This is a genomic window from Guyparkeria sp. (assembly GCF_046545975.1).
In the GTDB taxonomy this organism is placed as follows: domain Bacteria; phylum Pseudomonadota; class Gammaproteobacteria; order Halothiobacillales; family Halothiobacillaceae; genus Guyparkeria.
In genome coordinates this window covers 1-17,800 of record NZ_JBKGYT010000037.1, presented here as the reverse complement: position 1 = coordinate 17,800, position 17,800 = coordinate 1, and the positions used below count along the sequence as shown (strand labels likewise).

Genomic DNA, 17,800 nt, shown 5'->3' with positions numbered 1-17,800 from the left:
CGAGTTCCGCGGTCTCGCCGCCACTGCCACCGCCGAGCGAGATGCCGGACAGCGGGGCGAGTGGCGTGCCCTTGGCGCCGGCGGCCACGCCGATCAGCATCAGGGCACCCCACAGGAGCAGCACCAGCCCGATCGACTTCCACAGCCGCATCCAGCCGGAGGCAGCCTCCCTGATCGACTCGGTCGCGCCCATGTAGACCGCCGAGGCGATCAGCAGGGCCGCCCACATCAGCTGGGTGACGGCCGCGGGTAGGAAGCGCTCGAGCATCCAGATCGCCACGCCGAGGAGCAGCACGCCGAAGACCGCCTTGACCGCGTCCATCCAGCCACCGGCCTTGGGCAGGTACTTGCCGCCCAGCGTGCCGACGAGGATCAGCGGCAGGCCCATGCCGATCGACAGGGCGAACAGCGCCAGCCCGCCGATGACCGCGTCGCCGGTCTGGCCGATGTAGATCAGCGCACCGGCCAGCGGCGGGGCCATGCACGGCCCGACGATCAGCGCCGAGAGGAAGCCCATCGCGGCCACGCCGGTGAGCGTGCCGCCCTGCTGGCGGTTCTGCACCTGCATGATGCGCGACTGGATCGAGGAGGGCAGTTGCAGCTCGAAGAAGCCGAACATCGAGAAGGCCAGCGCCACGAAGATCGCGGCGAACACCGACAGCACCCAGGGGTTCTGGAAGGCGGCCTGCAGGTTGGCGCCGAACAGGCCGGCGAGCACCCCGGCGACGGTGTAGGTGACCGCCATGGCGAGCACGTAGACCACCGAGAGTACGAAGGCCTTGCGGGTGGTGATGTGCTCGCCGTGACCCGCGATGATGCCCGAGAGGATCGGGATCATCGGGAAGACGCAGGGCGTGAAGGCCAGCAGCAGGCCGAAGACCAAGAAGCCCAGCACGATCGCCCAGGGCGTGCCCTCGACCAGCCGCTGGGTGATCATGTCGGTTTCCGAGCCGGCCGGGGCCTGCTCGGCGGCCCGCGCGGCGTCCCGGTCACGCTCTTCTCCCTTGTCGGATTCGCCGGACCCGGACGGTGCCTCGGATGCCTCGTCGCCCAGTGCCGGCACCTCTTCGACCGGGGTGAGTTCACCGGCATCGTCCGGGATCTCGTCGAGGCGCTCGGCGCTGCCATCGGCCGGATCGATGCGCCAGGCCTTCTCCATCGGCGGGTAGCACAGGCCCATGTCGGCACAGCCCTGGTAGCCGATTACCAGGGTGTAGGGGGAATCGGCGTCAACCGAGAGTTCGGTCTCCAGTTGATCGTGGAATACCCGGACCGTGCCGAAATTCGGGTCGTCCTTGCGCTCGCCTTCGCCGATATGGGCCGCGCTGATCTTCGCGCCATCGCTCACGGCCGCCAGGGTACGTTCGCGATACAGGTAGTATTCGGGCGTGATGTCGAAACGGACGAAGACACTGTCGTCATCGACCACCACTTCCGGCACGAAGGCTTCTTCCGGGTCCATCGGCTCATCGTTGCCGCCATCGCCGCCGCCCAGATCGACGCCGCCATCGCGGGAGTCCGCCCCGGATCCACTGGCCGTCTGGGCACCGGATTCGGCCGGTGTCGACTCGTTGTCAGCCGATTCGCCGGAGCGATCGGTCTCGGGGATGTCGACAGTCAGTTCGCGGCTTTCGGGCGGGTAGCAGACCCCGTGGATATCGGAGCAGCCCTGGTACTCGACCGTGACGGTCGTCTCGCCACCCTCAGCGGATTCCACCGGCACGCGAGCAGTGAAGTCCTCCTTGTAGACCGGCGTCTCGCCGAATGCCGGATCATCGTCGACGACTGCCTCGGGCAGATCCGCTTCGCCCAGTTGAAGACCGTCTCCTCCCTGGAAGCGCAACTTGTCCTGATAGAGGTGGTATCCCTCGACCACGCGGAAATCGAACCGCAGGTCACCGTCGTCATGGCTGACCTCGACGTCGAAGGCCTCCTCCGGACCCAGCAGTTCGGGTTCGGCCTTGGCTGCCGTCTGCCAGGTGAACGCGACGGTGACCAGCAGTAAGGCGGCGATACGCACCCACGGTGCGGTCAGGGAGTAGTTTGAACGCATTGCTTAACCCATTGTGAGTAGGATTGGCTGCTTCCGGCTTGCAGGATGAGCACCTCGGGACAGTCGTAGGGATGCAGGCGCTCGATGGCTGCCTTGAGATCACTCACCCGCTCGAGGCTGGTCTTCATGTGAAGCTGGTATTCCTCGTCCCGGCAGACCTTCCCCTGCCAGTGGTAACTCGATGTGACGGGGCCGACACGGTTGACGCAGGCGATCAAGCCGTCGTCGAGGAGGCGGGCGCTGAACTCGTCGGCGGCCCCCGGATCGTCGAAGGTGGTGATCACCAGTGCTATTGTGCTCGGCTCGATCGTCATTATTGTCTTGTGGCGAAGTTTTCGAAAGCGTTATCGGCAAACGATGGCGGGGTTGGTCCCTGGCCGCGGCGCCAACGTTCCGACGAAAGCGTAGCTTTACAATCATTAGTCTGCAATCCATCGGACTGTCAGCAGCCCGAAATCCATCCGAACCGAGCAGGTCGACCGCTTCCCATGAGAAAACTGTCCGGACTCATTCTTTTTCTGCCACTTATCGAACTGGTGCTGCTGATCGCCATGGGAGCAGCGGTCGGCTTTCTCGCCACGCTGCTCTGGATTCTCGCCACGGGGATCTGGGGCGCCTGGCTGATGCGCACCGCCGGGCCCAACGCCATGGCGCGGGCACAACGCGACATGGCCCGGACCGGCCGCGGCGAGGTCGATGGGCTCGGCGTGGCCGCGAACTTCCTCGGCGGGCTGATGCTCCTGCTGCCCGGCCCGGTCACCGACCTGTTCGGTCTGGTGCTGGTCACCCCGTTCCTGCGCCGGCTCGCGTTCGGTGCCTGGCTGGCCGGCCGGCTGCAGCAGGTGGTGGTCGAACGTGGCGGCATGGGTGGCGGCCCCTTCGATACCGGCCGCCCGGGTAGCGGCAACGTCTACGAGGGCGAGGCCGAGGACGTCACGCCGCGAGACCCGCGTGACCGCGATCGCATCGAGCACGACGACCGGCGTCGCTGATCCGTTCAGTCGCGGTGGCGTGATGAGGATCCGATCCGGTCGGCCAGGGCCCGTCCGTTCTCCAGACAGTCACCCACCGCGATCCCGCCGCGCCAGTTGCCGATCAGCGACAGGCCCGGGTGGTGTTCCAGGGCCTGGTCGAGCCGCTCCATCCGGGCCAAGTGCCCCAGCTCGTACTGGGGGATGGCCTTCGGCCAGCGGTTGACCCGTTGCCAGACCGGCTCGCCCTCGATGCCCAGCAGATCCGCGAGATCCTTCTGTACCTGCCGCACCAGTTCCGCGTCGGTCTTTTCCAGCGCCTCCGGATCCTGCCGCCCGCCGATGAAGGCGGTCAGCAGCTTGTGGCCGGCAGGGGCGCGCCCGGGGAACAGCGTCGAGGAGAACAGCGCGCCCAGGGTGCGACGTTTCTCTCGGCGCGGGATCAGCACACCGAAACCGTCGAGCGGGTGGGCGAGCAGTCCCGGGGGGTAGCCCAGCGCCACGGATGCCACGGGCGGATAGACGATCTCGTCGAGCGGCTCGGCCAGCAACGGATCGAGCGGGGCGAGCAGGCGGGCACTGACGTGGGCCGGCGTGGCGAGCACCAGCTGTTCCGCCTGCCAGCGCTTGCCCTGTAGATCGGTCGCTACCCAGTGGCCATTCTCGCGGGTCACTTCCTGCACGGGGCAGTCGCAGTGGATGGCGGCGCCGGGCGCCGAGGTGATGCCCTCGGCCAGACGGTCGGTCAGGGTACGGATCCCGTCGGGGAAGCTGATCAGCTTGCCGCGCCATTCGCGGGGCATGGCCGGGGACCGGGTTCCCGCCTCCCGGCGGGCCCTGCGCATGGCGGCCAGCCCCCCGCGGATCAGCGAGCCGTGCTCGCGCTCGAGTGCATGCAGTTTCGGCATGGCAGCCTCGACCGACAGCCGCCGCGGGTCTCCGGCGTACACGCCGGAGACGAACGGGTCGACGAGGTAGTCGAGGATGTTGCGGCCGAGGCGGCGTTCGACGAACTCGGCGAGGGTTTCCTCACGGCCGGTCTGCGGTCTGACCCAGGGTTCCCTGAGGATCCGCAGCCAGCTGCCGGCGCCGATCAGCGGGTTGAAGGGGGCCTTGATCGGATGGGTGGGCAGGGCGAGCATTCGTCCGCCCTTGGCGATATAGCGCTTCTTGCCCGCCTCTCCGGCGAAGATGGCCTCCCCGTCGAGATCCAGCTCGCGCAACAGGTCGTAGAGCGGCGGCTTGACCATCAGCGTGTTGGGGCCGATCTCGATCTGCCAGTCGTCGTCGCGCAGGCTGCGAATGTTTCCGCCGGGTCGGGCGTCCTGTTCGAGCAGCGTGACCGGCCGGCCCTGACGGGCCAGTTCCCACGCCGCCGCCAGCCCGCTGGCGCCACCGCCGACGACCAGCGTTTCGGTGGTCGTCGCGGCATTCTTCCGGGTCGTGTCGTCGGTGGAGCTCATGGCGTCCTGTGATGCTCTCGTTGGGAACGGGTCGCGGCTGTGCTATGGATGCGACAGGGCAGAGTGTACTCTACCTTCCATTCAGGAACCGGCCGCAGGGCCACAGGGAGACTATGGACGAATCGCACGCCGTCGGTGGAACGAATGACCCCCGGGGACTTCCCAGGGCCGTGGTGCTCGGGGGCACCGGTTTCGTGGGCCGCTACCTGGTCCGTGAACTGTCGCGCCGTGGTTACGAGGTGATCGTGCCCAGCCGGCACGCCGACCGTCACCGTGACATGGAGCTGTGGCCGAGCGTGGTGCTCTGCGACATGACCACCCCGGGCGACTCGGACCTGGCCACCCGCCGCGAGACGCCGGAACTGGCCGATCTGCTGGAAGGGGCGGAACTGCTGGTCAACCTGATCGGCATCCTCAACGAGCCGCGTCACAACGGCAAGGGCTTCGAGCGCGTCCATATCAAGCTGGCCAAGGCGGCCCTGCGGGCGGCGGCGGATGCCGGCGTGCCGCGCTACCTCCACATGAGCGCGCTGGGTGCCGACGAGGAGGAGGGCACCAGCTATTACCAGCGGACCAAGGGCAAGGCGGAGAACTGGGTGCACCGCTTCGGCCGCAAGCATGACATCGCCGTCACCAGCTTCCGTCCGTCGGTGATCTTCGGCCCGGAGGACTCCTTTCTCAACCGCTTCGCGGGCCTAGCCCGGCTGATGCCGGGCATCTTCCCCCTCGCCTGTGCCGGCGCGCGGTTCTCCCCGGTCTACGTCGGTGACGTGGCCCAGCGTTTCGTCGCCGCGATCAACGATCCCGAGACATTCGGGCAGCGCTACGATCTCTGCGGCCCGCACGACTATTCGCTGGGCGACTTGGTGCGCTATGCCGCTCGGACCAGTGGTCATCCGCGCTGGGTGATCGGCCTGCCGGGCTGGGCTTCCCGGATTCAGGCGCGCGTGCTGGAATGGGTGCCCGGCAAGCCGTTCTCGCGGGACAACTACGACTCCATGCGCCGCGCGAACGTGTGCTCGCCGGACTGTCCCCGCGAGCCCACCCGACTCGAGGACGTCGCGCCTCGCTACCTCGGGAAGGCCTGAACCGATCCAGAGCCGCGCCGGCCTGCCGGGTCGTTCCTGATCGAGCCGCGAACAGCGGGATTCGGATTCGTTCCGACCTTCCCTCGCTCCCGCCGGGCCGCCCGATCGTGACCGCCTGCTTCGAGCGGTGGTAGCATACGCTCTCCGAGCGGGGCCGCCCGGGTCCGTCGCCAGGAAGGGCGCCCGAATACCCTGTTTCCCCGTCCGGCGGCGAACCCGGTCCTGCCGTTCGCTGCTCGGGCGGCCCGGTTTCATGCATCACGAGGTCCGACTGTGGAATCCGAACCCACCAACCCCGCGCCGCGTCGTTCCGGCGACGCCGAGCACTATTTCGAGCACTTTCTCTTCGGCAGCCGCTGGATCATGGCCCCGGTTTACCTGGGCCTGGTCCTGGCCATGCTCCTGCTGCTGTACAAGTTCGGCGCCGAGCTGGTTCACCTCTTCAGCGATATCTTCACGCTGGAGGAATCCGAGGTCATCATCGGCGTGCTCACGCTGGTGGACGTGGCGCTGATCATGAACCTGCTGATCATCATCATCTTCTCCGGCTACGAGAACTTCGTCTCGAAGATGGAGGACCTGCAGAGTCATCATGACCGTCCGGAGTGGATGGGGCACATCGGCTTCACCGACCTCAAGATCAAGGTGATCGGTTCGATCGTGGCCATTTCCGGGATCGAACTGCTGAAGTCATTCATGAACGTCGAGAATCTCTCCGACCGGGATCTTGCCTGGATGGTGGGCATCCACCTGACGTTCGTGATCTCCGGCGTACTCTATGCCGTGATGGACAGGTTGCAGGGCAAGGGGCACTGAAGGGATCTCCCTCCGATATTGCAACCGATGTTCCCAGCGAACCCGCCGTTCCCGGCGGGTTTTTTGTTGGCCGGCAGTCGTGACGGAGGTGGAGGTTGTGCCCGCTTCGGACTAGTCTCACTGCGGTCGTATGCCAGCGGTCGTCGGGGTTCGCGCCGATGGAAGCCGGGCAGACGAGTCAGCCACAGCGAATGCAGATTCCCCGATGACGATCCCTCACCGACTGCCGATCACACCGCTTGCCGCGATGCTCGTCGCCCTCGTGCTCCAGTTCGATCCGCTGCCGGCCCGGGCGGATGCGCCCCGCGTGGCGGTCGAGACGGCCCGGACCACCGAGATCGTCGAGGTGGTGCCGCTCGACGGCACGGTCAACACATTGAGGGAGGCCCGGTTGTCCGCGGAGATCGCCGGCCTGGTGGAAACGGTCACGGTGGAGTCCGGCGACCGGGTGACGGCCGGCGCGCCGCTGTTCACGCTGGATGCCGAACTCCAGCGGCTGGCCGTCAGGAGCCTCGAGGCCGAACGGCAGGAGGCGGAGGCGGCACGCCGTGAGGCCGAACGCCGTCTCGAGGAGGCCCGCTCGGTCGTCGCCGGTCGGCACATCGCGGAGACCGAGGTGCGTGCGCGAGCCAGTGCCGTGGCGGTGGCCCGGGCACGCGAAGCGCGGCTGGCGGCCGAGCTGGAGCAGGGGGAGGCCCGGTTGGCCCGGTACCGGATCGCCGCACCGTTCGACGGCGTGGTGGTCGCACGCGAGGCGGAGCGGGGCGAGTGGGTGGAGCCGGGCGACAGCCTGCTCAGGCTGGTAGATACCGACGCCCTGCGGCTGGATTTCCAGGTGCCGCAACGCTACCACCGCCTGATGGGCGACGACGCGACGCTGCGCTATCGTCCGGATGACGCCCAGCGCGACTGGCGGGAGGCGGACGTCGCGACCGTGGTGCCGGTCACCGATCCGGCCGCGCGCACCTTCCTCTTGCGCGGGCAACCGTCGACGGGCGACTCGCTGCTGCCGGGCATGGCTGTGGAGGGGCACCTGAGCCTGCCCACCGGGCGGAAGGGGCTGACGGTGGCACGGGATGCCGTCCAGCGCTACCCCGATGGGCGCACGACGATCTGGGTGCTGGCCGATGCCGACGAGAGCACGGTGGTCGAGCGGCAGGTTACGCTGGCCGACGGTTTCGGCGAGCGGGTCGTGGTGACCGAGGGACTGAAGGCCGGTGACCGAGTGATCGTGCGTGGCAACGAGTCCCTCGAGGCCGGAATGAACGTGAGGGTCGACGGGGAGGGCGGCTGATGTTCGCGGCGATCGTCCGTCACGGCACGCTGGTAACGGTGATCACCCTGATCGTCGCCATTCTCGGCGCCGTGGCCGCCCTGCGTATCCCCGTGCAGATGATCCCGGACCTCGACGTGCGCATCATCACGGTGGAGACGCGCTGGCCCGGGGCGACGCCGCAGGACATCGAGAAGGACATCCTGATCGAGCAGGAGCGCTACCTGCGCACCATCCCCGGCCTGAGCGAGCTGACCGCCACGGCGACCAGCGACAGCGCCGAGATCGAATTGGAGTTTCCCTTCGGCACGGACATCACCGAGGCGCTGATCGAGGTCAACAATGCCTTGAGCCAGGTGCCTGACTACCCGCGCAACGTCGACGAGCCGCGCATCGCGGCCACGTCGTTCTCCTCGAACGCCTTTATGTACTTCCGTGTCTCGACCCTCCCCGACAACCCCCGCGGGCTGGACATCGACCTGATGCGCGATTTCGTCGACGACGAGGTCCGCCCGCGCATGGAGAGCGTCCAGGGCGTCTCCGAGGTGACCATGGGCGGCGGGGCCGAGCGGCAGATGCAGATTCACGTCGACGATCGCCAGCTGGCCCGTCGCGGGCTGACGCTGCTCGACTTGCGCGACGCGATCCGCGCGCGCAACCAGGACATCTCCGGCGGCGAGGTGGACGCGGGCAAGCGACGCTACCTGTTGCGCACCGTCGGCCGGTTCGCCACCGCCGAGGAACTCCAGCGGCTGGTGATCGACCGACAGGGCGATGCGGTCATCCGCCTGGGCGACGTCGCCCGGGTCGTGCAGGGCGGCTCCCGGCAGCGGTCACAGGCCCTTGTCAACGGCCGGGAGGTCATCGGGCTGCAGGTGCGCCGCCAGAGCGGTTCGAACGTGATCGACATCAAGCGGGCGATGCTCGACGAGGTCGAGCGCATCAACGCCGAGGTGCTCGAGCCGGCCGGGATGATACTCGAGCTCAACACGGACGACGCCCGCTACGTCGAAGCATCCATCGGCAACGTCTGGGTCAACCTCGGCCTCGGGGCGGCGTTCGCCACCCTGGTGATGTTCCTGTTCCTGCGCTCGTCGCGGGCGACGCTGGTCGGGGTGATCGGCATCCCCCTGTGCGCGATCGCCGCGTTCCTGGGTCTCTCGCTCACGGGGCGGACCGTCAACGTGATCTCGCTGGCCGGGGTGGCCTTCGCCATCGGCATGACCGTGGACAACAGCATCGTGGTGCTGGAGAACATCGAGCGCCTGCGGCGCCGGGGGCTGTCGCGGCTGGAGTCCGCGGTGGAGGGCGTGCGCGAGGTCTGGCCAGCGGTGCTGGCCTCCACCGCCACCACGGTGCTGGTGTTCTTGCCGATCCTGTTCATCGAGGAGGAGGCAGGCCAGCTCTACTCGGATGTCGCGATCGCCATCGCCGCGGCAATCGTCGCCTCGATGCTGGTCGCGGTGATGCTGATCCCCACGCTCAGCGCCCGGCTGGACTTCGGTCGCAACGGGGCGGCGGGCGACCGGTCGCCACGCTGGATCCGGCTGGTCGAGGGTATGGTCCACGGCATGGTGCGCAGCGGCTGGCGGCGCGGGGTGACCATGGCCGTGGTGCTGGCAGCCAGCGCCTCGATTGTCTTCTTTCTGACCCCGCCGGCCGAGTACCTGCCAGAGGGAGAGGAGCCCAAGACCTTCGCGGTGATGAACGCGCCGCCCGGCTACAACCTCGCCGAGATGGCGCGCATCGCAGAGGAAGTGGAGGCGCACCTGCTGCCCGCGGTCGGCGCCGAGCCCGGGGCCTTCGAGCGCGGCGAGACGCCCGTCCCGCCGTTGCGCTCGCTGGTCATGCAGGTGCAGCCGACGCAGTTGCGGGTGATCTCCGAGACGCTCGAGCCCGACCATATCGAGGCGCTGATGACCGAGATCACCCGCTTCTACGAGCAGTATCCGGGCATGCGCGCCTTCGCGGCGAAGGGGTCGATTATTTCCAGTAACGACGGGGGCACCCGCAGCGTCTCGCTGGACATCGCCGGGACGGATCTCGCCGACATCTACGCCGTCGCCCGTCGGGCCTACGAGCGCGCGGAGGCGATCTTCGACAATCCGCGTATCCAGACCCGCCCCTCGACCCTGGATCTGGCGCAGCCCCTGGTGGAAATTCGGCCCGACTGGGACCGGGCGGCGGAGCTGGGGCTGAGCCTGGAGGCGGTTGGCTTCTCCGTCTCGGCGCTCACCGAGGGGGCCTACGTCGACGACTTCTTCCTCGGCGACGACAAGATCGACATCTACCTCTACGGGTCGGCCGGCCCGGACGCGCGTCTGGCGCGCCTCGACGAGATCCTGGTCAAGAGCCCGCAGGGCGCGAGCCTGCCGCTCGCCTCGGTCGCCCGTATCGATACCCGTGTAGACACCAGCATCGTCCGTCGCGTCGACGGCAAGCGCATGGTGACGCTCGACATCATCCCGCCGGATTCCGTGGCGCTGGAGACCGGTGTCGAGCGGGTGCGCGATCAGCTGCTCGAGGAAATGCGCGCCGCCGGCGAGGTCCCCGCCGGGGTGACCCTGTCCATCTCGGGGGCGTCGGACCAGCTTGACGCCACGCGCGAAGCGCTCGCCGGCAACTTCGTGGTCGCGCTGGCGATCATCTACCTGCTGCTGGTCGCCATCTTCACCCACTGGCGCTACCCGCTTCTGATCATGACGGCCATCCCGCTGGGCATCGCCGGGGGCATCGCCGGGCTGGCGCTGATGAACCTGATCGGCGGATCGCTGCCGCTGGTGGGTCTGGCGGCGATCAGTCAGCCGTTCGACATGATCACGATGCTCGGCTTCCTGATCCTGATGGGGACCGTGGTCAACAACCCGATCCTGCTGGTGGAACAGGCCCGGCGCAGCTTCGCCGAGGGCGCGGACGCCGTCATGGCGGTGCGGGAGGCCGTCTCGGTGCGGCTGCGGCCGATCGTGATGACCACGCTGACCACCATCAGCGGTCTCTCGCCGCTGGTGCTTATTCCGGGCGAGGGCACCGAGCTCTACCGCGGGGTCGGCGCGATCGTGATGTTCGGCCTGCTCGGCGCGACCATCGTCACGCTGACCTTCCTGCCGGCGCTCACGGCCAGCGTACTGCGCCTTGCGGAGAGGCCTGTCGCGAAATCCTGATGCGAATGTCTCCGGCATGTCGGGTGCGAGCACCCGATGTGCCGTGTCCGGTTCGTCGACACAAAAAAATCCGGCCCTCCCGAAGGAAGGCCGGATCATCGGGCGTCGGGCGCGGCCGGTCGCTCGAAAGCGGCGGCCGCGCGGGACGATTACATCATGCCGGGCATGCCGCCCATGCCGCTCATGTCGGCCGGCGGGGTGCCGCCGTCGTCCTTGCTCGGGATTTCGGCGATCATGCACTCGGTGGTGATCATCAGGCCCGCGACGGATGCGGCGTTCTGCAGGGCCGAACGGGTGACCTTGGTCGGGTCCAGGATGCCCATCTCGACCATGTCGCCGTACTCGCCGTTGGCGGCGTTGTAACCGTAGTTACCGGAGCCTTCGCGCACGCCCTGGACGACCACGGACGGCTCGCCACCGGAGTTGGCGACGATGAAGCGCAGCGGGTCTTCCATGGCGCGCAGGGCGATCGAAATACCGGTCTGCTGGTCGACGTTGTCGCCTTCGAGCGAGCCGAGGCTGGTCAGCGCGCGGATCAATGCGACGCCACCACCCGGAACGATGCCTTCCTCGACGGCGGCACGGGTAGCGTGCAGCGCGTCGTCGACACGGTCCTTCTTCTCCTTCATCTCGACCTCGGTCGCGGCACCGACCTTGATGACGGCGACGCCGCCGGCCAGCTTCGCGATGCGCTCCTGGAGCTTCTCCTTGTCGTACTCGGAGGAGGTGTTCTCGATCTGGGCGCGGATCTGCTCGACGCGGGTGTCGATGTCGTCCTTGGTGCCGGAGCCGTCGATGATGGTGGTGTTCTCCTTGGAGACCACGACGCGCTTGGCGGTACCCAGGTCATCCAGGGTGACCTTCTCGAGGGTCAGGCCGACTTCGTCGGAGATCACCTGGCCGCCGGTGACGATGGCCAGATCCTGCAGCATGGCCTTGCGGCGGTCGCCGAAGCCCGGTGCCTTGACGGCCGCGACCTTGACGATGCCGCGCATGGCGTTGATGACCAGCGTGGCCAGCGCCTCGCCCTCGATGTCCTCGGCGACGATCAGCAGCGGCTTGTTCGCCTTGGAGGCGCCTTCCAGTGCCGGCAGGAGATCACGGATGTTCGAGATCTTCTTGTCGTGCAAGAGGATGTACGGATCCTCGAGTTCGACCAGCATCTGCTTCTGGTTGTTGACGAAGTAGGGCGAGAGGTAGCCACGGTCGAACTGCATGCCCTCGACCACGTCCAGCTCGTCCTCGAAGCCCGAGCCTTCCTCGACGGTGATCACGCCGTCCTTGCCCACGCGCTCCATGGCCTCGGCGATGATCTCGCCGACCTTCTTGTCGGAGTTCGCGGAGATGGTGGCGACCTGGGCGATCGCCTTGTTGTCGGTGCAGGGCTTGGACAGGTTCTTCAGCTCGCCCACGGCGGCCTCGACGGCACGGTCGATGCCGCGCTTGAGGTCCATCGGGTTCATGCCGGCGGCGACGGCCTTGACGCCCTCGCGGACGATGGCGGCGGCCAGCACGGTCGCGGTGGTGGTGCCGTCACCGGCGACGTCGGCGGTCTGGGAAGAGACTTCCTTGACCATCTGCGCGCCCATGTTCTCGAACTTGTCCTCCAGCTCGATCTCGCGGGCGACGGAAACGCCGTCCTTGGTCACGGCCGGGGCGCCGAAGCTCTTCTCGATGACGACGTTACGACCCTTCGGGCCCAGGGTGACCTTGACCGCGTCGGCCAGGGTGTTGACGCCACGCAGCATGCGATCGCGGGCACTGGTGGAAAAGCGGACTTCTTTGGCAGACATATTCGATATGCTCCTTGTGCTGATTCGTTACCGTTCGGAGAGAAAACTCGCCGAGGGATTACTCTTCGATGACGGCGAGGATGTCGTCTTCGCCCATCATCAGCAGTTCGTCGTCTTCGACCTTCACCTTGGTGCCGGCGTACTGGCTGAACAGCACCTTGTCGCCGACCTTCACGCCCATGGCGCGGACTTCACCCTTGTCGTTCGACTTGCCCGGGCCGGCGGCGACGATCTCGCCACGGTTCGGCTTCTCGGCAGCCGAGTCCGGCAGAACGATGCCAGAGGCGGTCTTGCGTTCTTCTTCTTCGCGCTTTACCAGCACACGATCATGCAAAGGACGGATTTTCATGCGGTTACTCCATGCGTTTACACAGGAAAAGGGATTCGACAATGTTTGAGCGCGCCGGGGCGTTGTTAGCACTCGCCCGACTCGAGTGCCAATATTAGGAACGGCCGGGGCGATTTCAAGAGGGAAAGGGAAAAAAAATTCGCGAAGAGGGAGCCGGGCCGAAAGCACGTCGCCATGCGCTCGTCGTGCTTGCCTCGGCCGACTGGTGGGAAACGGTATAATGCCGCGCATCCTGCGGGCGGGTCGAGGCCGCCCGTGAACCACGAATCAAGTCCAGGAGAGAGCGCATGAGCTTCGAGAAGATCACCATCCCGGAAGGCGACAAGATCACCGTCGACGCCGAGGGCAAGCTGACCGTTCCCGACCGCCCGATCATTCCCTTCATCGAGGGTGACGGCATCGGCGTGGACGTCACGCCGGTGATGAAAAAGGTCATCGACGCGGCGGTCGAGAAGGCCTACGGCGGCAAGCGCCAGATCGCCTGGATGGAGGTCTACGCCGGCGAGAAGTCGACCAAGGTCTACCCGGACGGCAGCGGCCTGCCCGCCGAGACCATGGAGGCGATCCGCGACTACGTCGTTTCCATCAAGGGTCCGCTGACCACGCCGGTCGGCGGCGGCTTCCGCTCGCTCAACGTTGCCCTGCGCCAGAAGCTCGACCTGTACGTCTGCCTGCGTCCGGTGCGCTACTTCACCGGCACGCCCAGCCCGGTCAAGTACCCGGAGAAGACCGACATGGTCATCTTCCGCGAGAACTCCGAGGACATCTACGCCGGCATCGAGTGGGCCGCAGGCACCCCGGAAGTCAAGAAGGTGATCGACTTCCTGACCCAGGAGATGAATGTCGAGAACATCCGTTTCCCGGAGAGTTCCGGCATCGGCATCAAGCCGGTCTCCGAGGACGGCACCAAGCGCCTGGTGCGCCGCGCGATCGAGTACGCGATCGCCAATGACCGCGAGTCGGTCACCCTGGTGCACAAGGGCAACATCATGAAATTCACCGAAGGGGCCTTCAAGAACTGGGGCTACGAACTCGCGCGTGAAGAGTTCGGTGCCGAGCCGCTCGACGGCGGCCCGTGGATGACGCTCAAGAACCCGAAGACCGGCAGCGACATCGTCATCAAGGACTCGATCGCCGATGCCTTCCTGCAGCAGATCCTGCTGGTGCCGGAAGAGTACGACGTGGTCGCCACCCTGAACCTCAACGGTGATTACGTCTCGGACGCGCTGGCCGCCCAGGTCGGCGGGATCGGCATCGCCCCGGGTGCGAACCTCTCCGACACCGTCGCCATGTTCGAGGCCACCCACGGCACCGCCCCGAATATCGCCGGCAAGGACTTGGCCAACCCCTCGTCGGTCATCCTGTCGGCCGAGATGATGCTGCGCCACCTGGGCTGGACCGAGGCGGCCGATGCCGTGATCAAGGCCATGGAAGGCGCGATCGCCAGCGGCAACGTCACCGGCGATCTCGCTCGCCTGATGGACAAGCCCAACCAGGTCGGCTGCAAGGCCTTCGGCGACGAGCTGATCCGCCAGATGGGCTGATCACGGCCCGTTCAGCCGGGGCATGCGAAGGCCCCGGATCGAGACGAGAAAGCAGGCGCGCTCCGGGTGGTTCCCGGGCGCGCCTGCTACGCTTTCGGGTAGCCTCAAAACGTGTTCACGGGAGGACCCGCCATGGACGCCATCGTCGAGACCACCGCCCAGTGCCCCTGGTGCTTCGAGACCATCGACCTGACACTCGATGCCACCGCCGGTGAGCAGACCTACGTCGAGGACTGCAGCGTCTGCTGTCGACCGATCGTGGTGCACGTCGCCTGGTCCGACGACGAGCCCGTGCTGACCCTGCGCCGCGAGGGCGACGAGCAGTGGGCCGACGGGTAGAGGCACCGAGTGGCCGCGTGCTACCATGCGGCCCGCTCCACGGAGCGCCTTCCTTCAGCCCATGTAGCTCAGCTGGATAGAGCAACCGCCTCCTAAGCGGTAGGTCGCAGGTTCGAATCCTGCCTTGGGCGCCATTCTCCTTTTTCAGCGATTCCCCGCTGGCCACTCTGCGTGGCCGACCTCTTGATGTGTCTGTCAACTCGATCGCGGTCCTCGTGAAACGTATAGGTCGACCGTATTAGATCCTCGCGGGAGGTGACCGCGACGCTGAATAGGATGGTTTTACCGATCTGTGTTGAAGGGGCGCAGAGGCGCGGTTTTTCGCGGTGCCTTCAGGCGGTGTTTCTGGTGACTCGCTGCCTCTCAAAGGGGATGTGGCTGTCTGATTCTCTGAGACCGCATGGCCCATAGTTCGCGCCCGACGCACTTTTTATATGTCCGCAAAACTTGAGCCATGGAGTCGCGAGTGGGGGGGATGAAGACTCCAACCGAGCCCCCGTGCCGAATGGTCCTCTGCCGCGCTTTTTAATGAGAGCGATAATGGGTTGGTAAACCTCAGCAAGGAACTCCAGATTGCCCCTGACATGCGCCTGAGCTACAAGTGGTTATGAATCCCCATCATAGGGAGGGCATCGTGAAGCGAGATGCTCGCGACAACAAGATTTCCAAGTTCCGCCATCAAATCCTAGAAAGCATTGCCGAAGGGGTGGTCGGGGTCGACACCAATGGTCGCTTCACCCTCTTAAACCCCGCTGCCTGCCGCCTTCTCGGGTTCGCCGAGGAAGAGGAGGCACTTGGCCGCAATGCCCCTGACCTCGTCCACTTTTGTAAACCTGATGGCACCCGCCTGGCGCATTCAGATTACCCCTATCGGCAGGTGCTACGCACCGGCCTACCACTCAAAGGTTGGGAGGGTCTTATTTGTCACAAAGATGGAACGAACGTCGCAGTGGAAGTTGCCGCCTCACCCCTTTCACAGATAAATGGCCTGCCCGAGGGGGTGGTCATAACCTTATCGGATATTGGTGAGCGCAAAGCGCTGGAGGCAGAGGTTGCTCGGGAAACGGCGTTCAGTCAGGCGGTAATACGCAATCTGCCGGGGATCTTCTACATGATCGACGGTCGAGGGCGATTTCTCCGTTGGAACCGAAAACTCGAGGAAGTCACTGGCCATGAAGGCCATGATATGCGAAACATCCCGCCCACCAACCTGTTTCCCAGCGAGGAACAGCCCCTTATTCAACATAAGATCGAACAGGTGTTTCACGAGGGTGACACAACCGTGGAGGCGAATTTACTCGGACCATCCGGCGAAACCACTCCCTACTACTTCACTGGCTACCGAGTGAAACTGGACGGGGACACCTACCTGCTCGGTGTTGGCCTGGACATCTCCGACCGCAAAGCTATGGAAGAGGAGCTGGAGCGTCTGGCCACTCACGATCCGCTCTCGGGCCTCTATAACCGAGCCAAACTCACCGATTTTCTGGAGCAGAGCCGGCTAGATCACGAACGTTATGGGACACCCTTCTCCCTGATCATGTTCGATATCGATCAGTTCAAGCAAGTCAACGACCGCTTCGGCCATCAAGCCGGTGACGAGGTGATATGCGAGCTGGCCAGGCGGTCGAAGGAAGCTCTGCGCAAGACGGATTTTCTTGCTCGCTGGGGTGGGGAGGAGTTTCTCGTGCTGGCCACCCATACCAGTGCGCAGGGGGGCGCCGATCTGGGGGAACGGTTAAGGGAAACTGTAGCGGAAACCCCTTTTGACCAGGTGGGGGCCGTCACAGTTAGCGTGGGCGTGGCCTCCTATCAACCCGGCGAAACGGTGGAACAGCTGGAAAGTCGAGTCGACGATGCCCTGTACCGAGCCAAGGATATGGGGCGCAATCGAATGGTAGTGGCAGAGGGTTAACACGATTAGCTGCGACCGTTATCGGCTAGGGAATTCCTGGCCGAAGGCTTTCATGTGAGTCTTCCGCTCCCCTTTCCCTGCAGGTGCGTCCGGCTCAACTATGCTCGTTCCCGGGTTTGTCGGACGGATTGACCGATTGTCCGCTTAAAGCCCCCTGATCACGGGAATGTCACAAGACCCCGGCATGCTGGGCGTGTGGTCGAGCTTGTCACCGGGTCGCGACTGCCACCCTTGGCGTGTCTATCAGGTTTGTAGTGGTCAAGCGATCTTGGACAGTTCGTTGGGTGATTTCTGCTCTCTCACTCCTTGGTTGCCCCGCCTCGTGCGGGGTTTTCTTTTGGTTCGGTCGCGCAGGACGTGCTCGAGAATGCCGACGACCTGCTCCGGCGTGGTCGCCCAAGCCATGGCGGCGGCGTCGACTTCCTTGAGCGGGTGGACGATATTCTCGTCGTGCAGGGTGATATAGGGGGTGCCCATCGCGGCGCAGTAGCCGGCGTTCCACTGCTTGTACTGGTCGCCGAAGCGCACCACCACGACGTCGGCCTGTTCGATCAGGGTCTTGATGCGGATAGCGTTGACCTTGGCGGACTTGTGGTCGCGCCAGAATTGCTTGTCTTCCTCGCCGAGCAGGTCGCCGGCGGCGTCACTGGCGGCGTGGTCGGTGACCGGGCGGGTGAACTCGATGTCCACCCCGAGGTTCCGGGGGTGTGGATCTCGCCGGACAGGTAGACGGTCAGGCTCATGGGGCCTTTCTTCTGTTTCGTGTTCGTCATCAGTCGGGCAGGTCGGTAACCGCGCCCAGTGACGCGGAACTGACCGTGCGGGCGTATTTTGCCAGCACGCCGCGCGGGTAGTTGGGTGCCGGGCGCTGCCAGTTGGCGCGGCGGCGGTCGAGCTCGTCGGGCTCGACGTGTACCTCGATGGTGTCGGCCACCGCGTCGATAGTGATGGTGTCGCCGTCCTCGACCAGCGCGATCGGCCCGCCGTCGAAGGCCTCGGGCGTGATGTGGCCGACGACGAAGCCGTGGCTGCCAC

Annotated in this window: 15 protein-coding genes and 1 tRNA gene; 9 read left to right on the top strand and 7 right to left on the bottom strand. The window is 65.8% G+C overall.

Translation table 11 applies throughout. The features are described 5' to 3' along the window. A partial coding sequence (gene dsbD / locus ACLFMY_RS05265) for a protein-disulfide reductase DsbD (RefSeq protein ID WP_410763520.1) occupies positions 1–2,053 on the bottom strand: 2,053 nt, incomplete at its 3' end. After that, positions 2,032–2,367 carry a divalent-cation tolerance protein CutA gene (gene cutA, locus ACLFMY_RS05260; protein WP_410763519.1) on the bottom strand — a complete coding sequence of 112 codons (336 nt, stop codon included), beginning with the start codon at positions 2,365–2,367 and terminating at the stop codon, positions 2,032–2,034. The genes dsbD and cutA, both read right to left, overlap by 22 nt. Positions 2,368–2,541: 174 nt before the next feature. Between cutA and ACLFMY_RS05255 the strand changes: the two genes are divergently transcribed. After that, positions 2,542–3,045 carry an FxsA family protein gene (locus tag ACLFMY_RS05255; RefSeq protein WP_410763518.1) on the top strand — a complete coding sequence of 168 codons (504 nt, stop codon included), beginning with the start codon at positions 2,542–2,544 and terminating at the stop codon, positions 3,043–3,045. 5 nt (positions 3,046–3,050) lie between these two features. Here ACLFMY_RS05255 and hemG read toward each other — a convergent pair whose 3' ends face one another. Next, positions 3,051–4,487, bottom strand: a complete 1,437-nt coding sequence (gene hemG / locus ACLFMY_RS05250; RefSeq protein ID WP_410763517.1) for a protoporphyrinogen oxidase — start codon at positions 4,485–4,487, stop codon at positions 3,051–3,053. Between the two features lie 170 nt (positions 4,488–4,657). Between hemG and ACLFMY_RS05245 the strand changes: the two genes are divergently transcribed. From ACLFMY_RS05245 to ACLFMY_RS05230, 4 genes are all read left to right on the top strand, one after another. Further along, complete coding sequence (locus tag ACLFMY_RS05245; protein ID WP_410763516.1) at positions 4,658–5,575, top strand: complex I NDUFA9 subunit family protein; 918 nt, start codon at positions 4,658–4,660, stop codon at positions 5,573–5,575. A 273-nt stretch (positions 5,576–5,848) separates the two neighbouring features. Beyond that, positions 5,849–6,391, top strand: coding sequence for a TIGR00645 family protein (locus ACLFMY_RS05240; protein ID WP_410763515.1), 543 nt, complete (start codon positions 5,849–5,851; stop codon positions 6,389–6,391). Positions 6,392–6,596: 205 nt separating this feature from the next. Next, the gene (locus tag ACLFMY_RS05235) at positions 6,597–7,685 is read left to right on the top strand and encodes an efflux RND transporter periplasmic adaptor subunit (protein WP_410763514.1); all 1,089 of its coding nucleotides are present in this window, start codon (positions 6,597–6,599) and stop codon (positions 7,683–7,685) included. After that, on the top strand, positions 7,685–10,825 hold the full coding sequence (locus tag ACLFMY_RS05230; protein WP_410763513.1) for an efflux RND transporter permease subunit: 3,141 nt from the start codon (positions 7,685–7,687) through the stop codon (positions 10,823–10,825). The genes ACLFMY_RS05235 and ACLFMY_RS05230 overlap by 1 nt, the downstream gene beginning before the upstream one ends. 149 nt (positions 10,826–10,974) lie before the next feature. Here ACLFMY_RS05230 and groL read toward each other — a convergent pair whose 3' ends face one another. Further along, positions 10,975–12,618 carry a chaperonin GroEL gene (gene groL, locus ACLFMY_RS05225; RefSeq protein WP_410763512.1) on the bottom strand — a complete coding sequence of 548 codons (1,644 nt, stop codon included), beginning with the start codon at positions 12,616–12,618 and terminating at the stop codon, positions 10,975–10,977. 58 nt (positions 12,619–12,676) lie between these two features. Beyond that, positions 12,677–12,967 carry a co-chaperone GroES gene (gene groES / locus ACLFMY_RS05220; protein WP_410754128.1) on the bottom strand — a complete coding sequence of 97 codons (291 nt, stop codon included), beginning with the start codon at positions 12,965–12,967 and terminating at the stop codon, positions 12,677–12,679. A gap of 287 nt (positions 12,968–13,254) precedes the next feature. On the opposite strand from groES, the gene icd reads away from it, so the two are divergent. The 4 genes from icd to ACLFMY_RS05200 all read left to right on the top strand — a co-directional run bounded on the left by icd (position 13,255) and on the right by ACLFMY_RS05200 (position 16,765). Continuing rightward, positions 13,255–14,511 carry an NADP-dependent isocitrate dehydrogenase gene (gene icd / locus ACLFMY_RS05215; protein ID WP_410763510.1) on the top strand — a complete coding sequence of 419 codons (1,257 nt, stop codon included), beginning with the start codon at positions 13,255–13,257 and terminating at the stop codon, positions 14,509–14,511. A 132-nt stretch (positions 14,512–14,643) separates the two neighbouring features. After that, entirely contained in the window at positions 14,644–14,850 is a 207-nt protein-coding gene (locus tag ACLFMY_RS05210; RefSeq protein WP_410763509.1) for a CPXCG motif-containing cysteine-rich protein, read from the top strand. 57 nt (positions 14,851–14,907) lie between these two features. Next, a tRNA-Arg gene (locus tag ACLFMY_RS05205) sits at positions 14,908–14,984 on the top strand. Between the two features lie 500 nt (positions 14,985–15,484). Continuing rightward, a complete protein-coding gene (locus ACLFMY_RS05200; RefSeq protein WP_410763508.1) occupies positions 15,485–16,765 on the top strand; it encodes a diguanylate cyclase in 1,281 nt (426 codons plus the stop codon). 258 nt (positions 16,766–17,023) lie between these two features. Here the strand turns inward: ACLFMY_RS05200 and ACLFMY_RS05195 are convergent, their stop codons facing one another. Next, positions 17,024–17,455: a YtoQ family protein gene (locus ACLFMY_RS05195; protein WP_410763507.1), complete on the bottom strand. Its 432-nt coding sequence runs from the start codon at positions 17,453–17,455 to the stop codon at positions 17,024–17,026. Positions 17,456–17,537: 82 nt separating this feature from the next. Then, positions 17,538–17,800, bottom strand: a 263-nt coding sequence (locus ACLFMY_RS05190; RefSeq protein WP_410763506.1) for a dihydroxy-acid dehydratase, incomplete at its 5' end; no start/stop codon positions are given.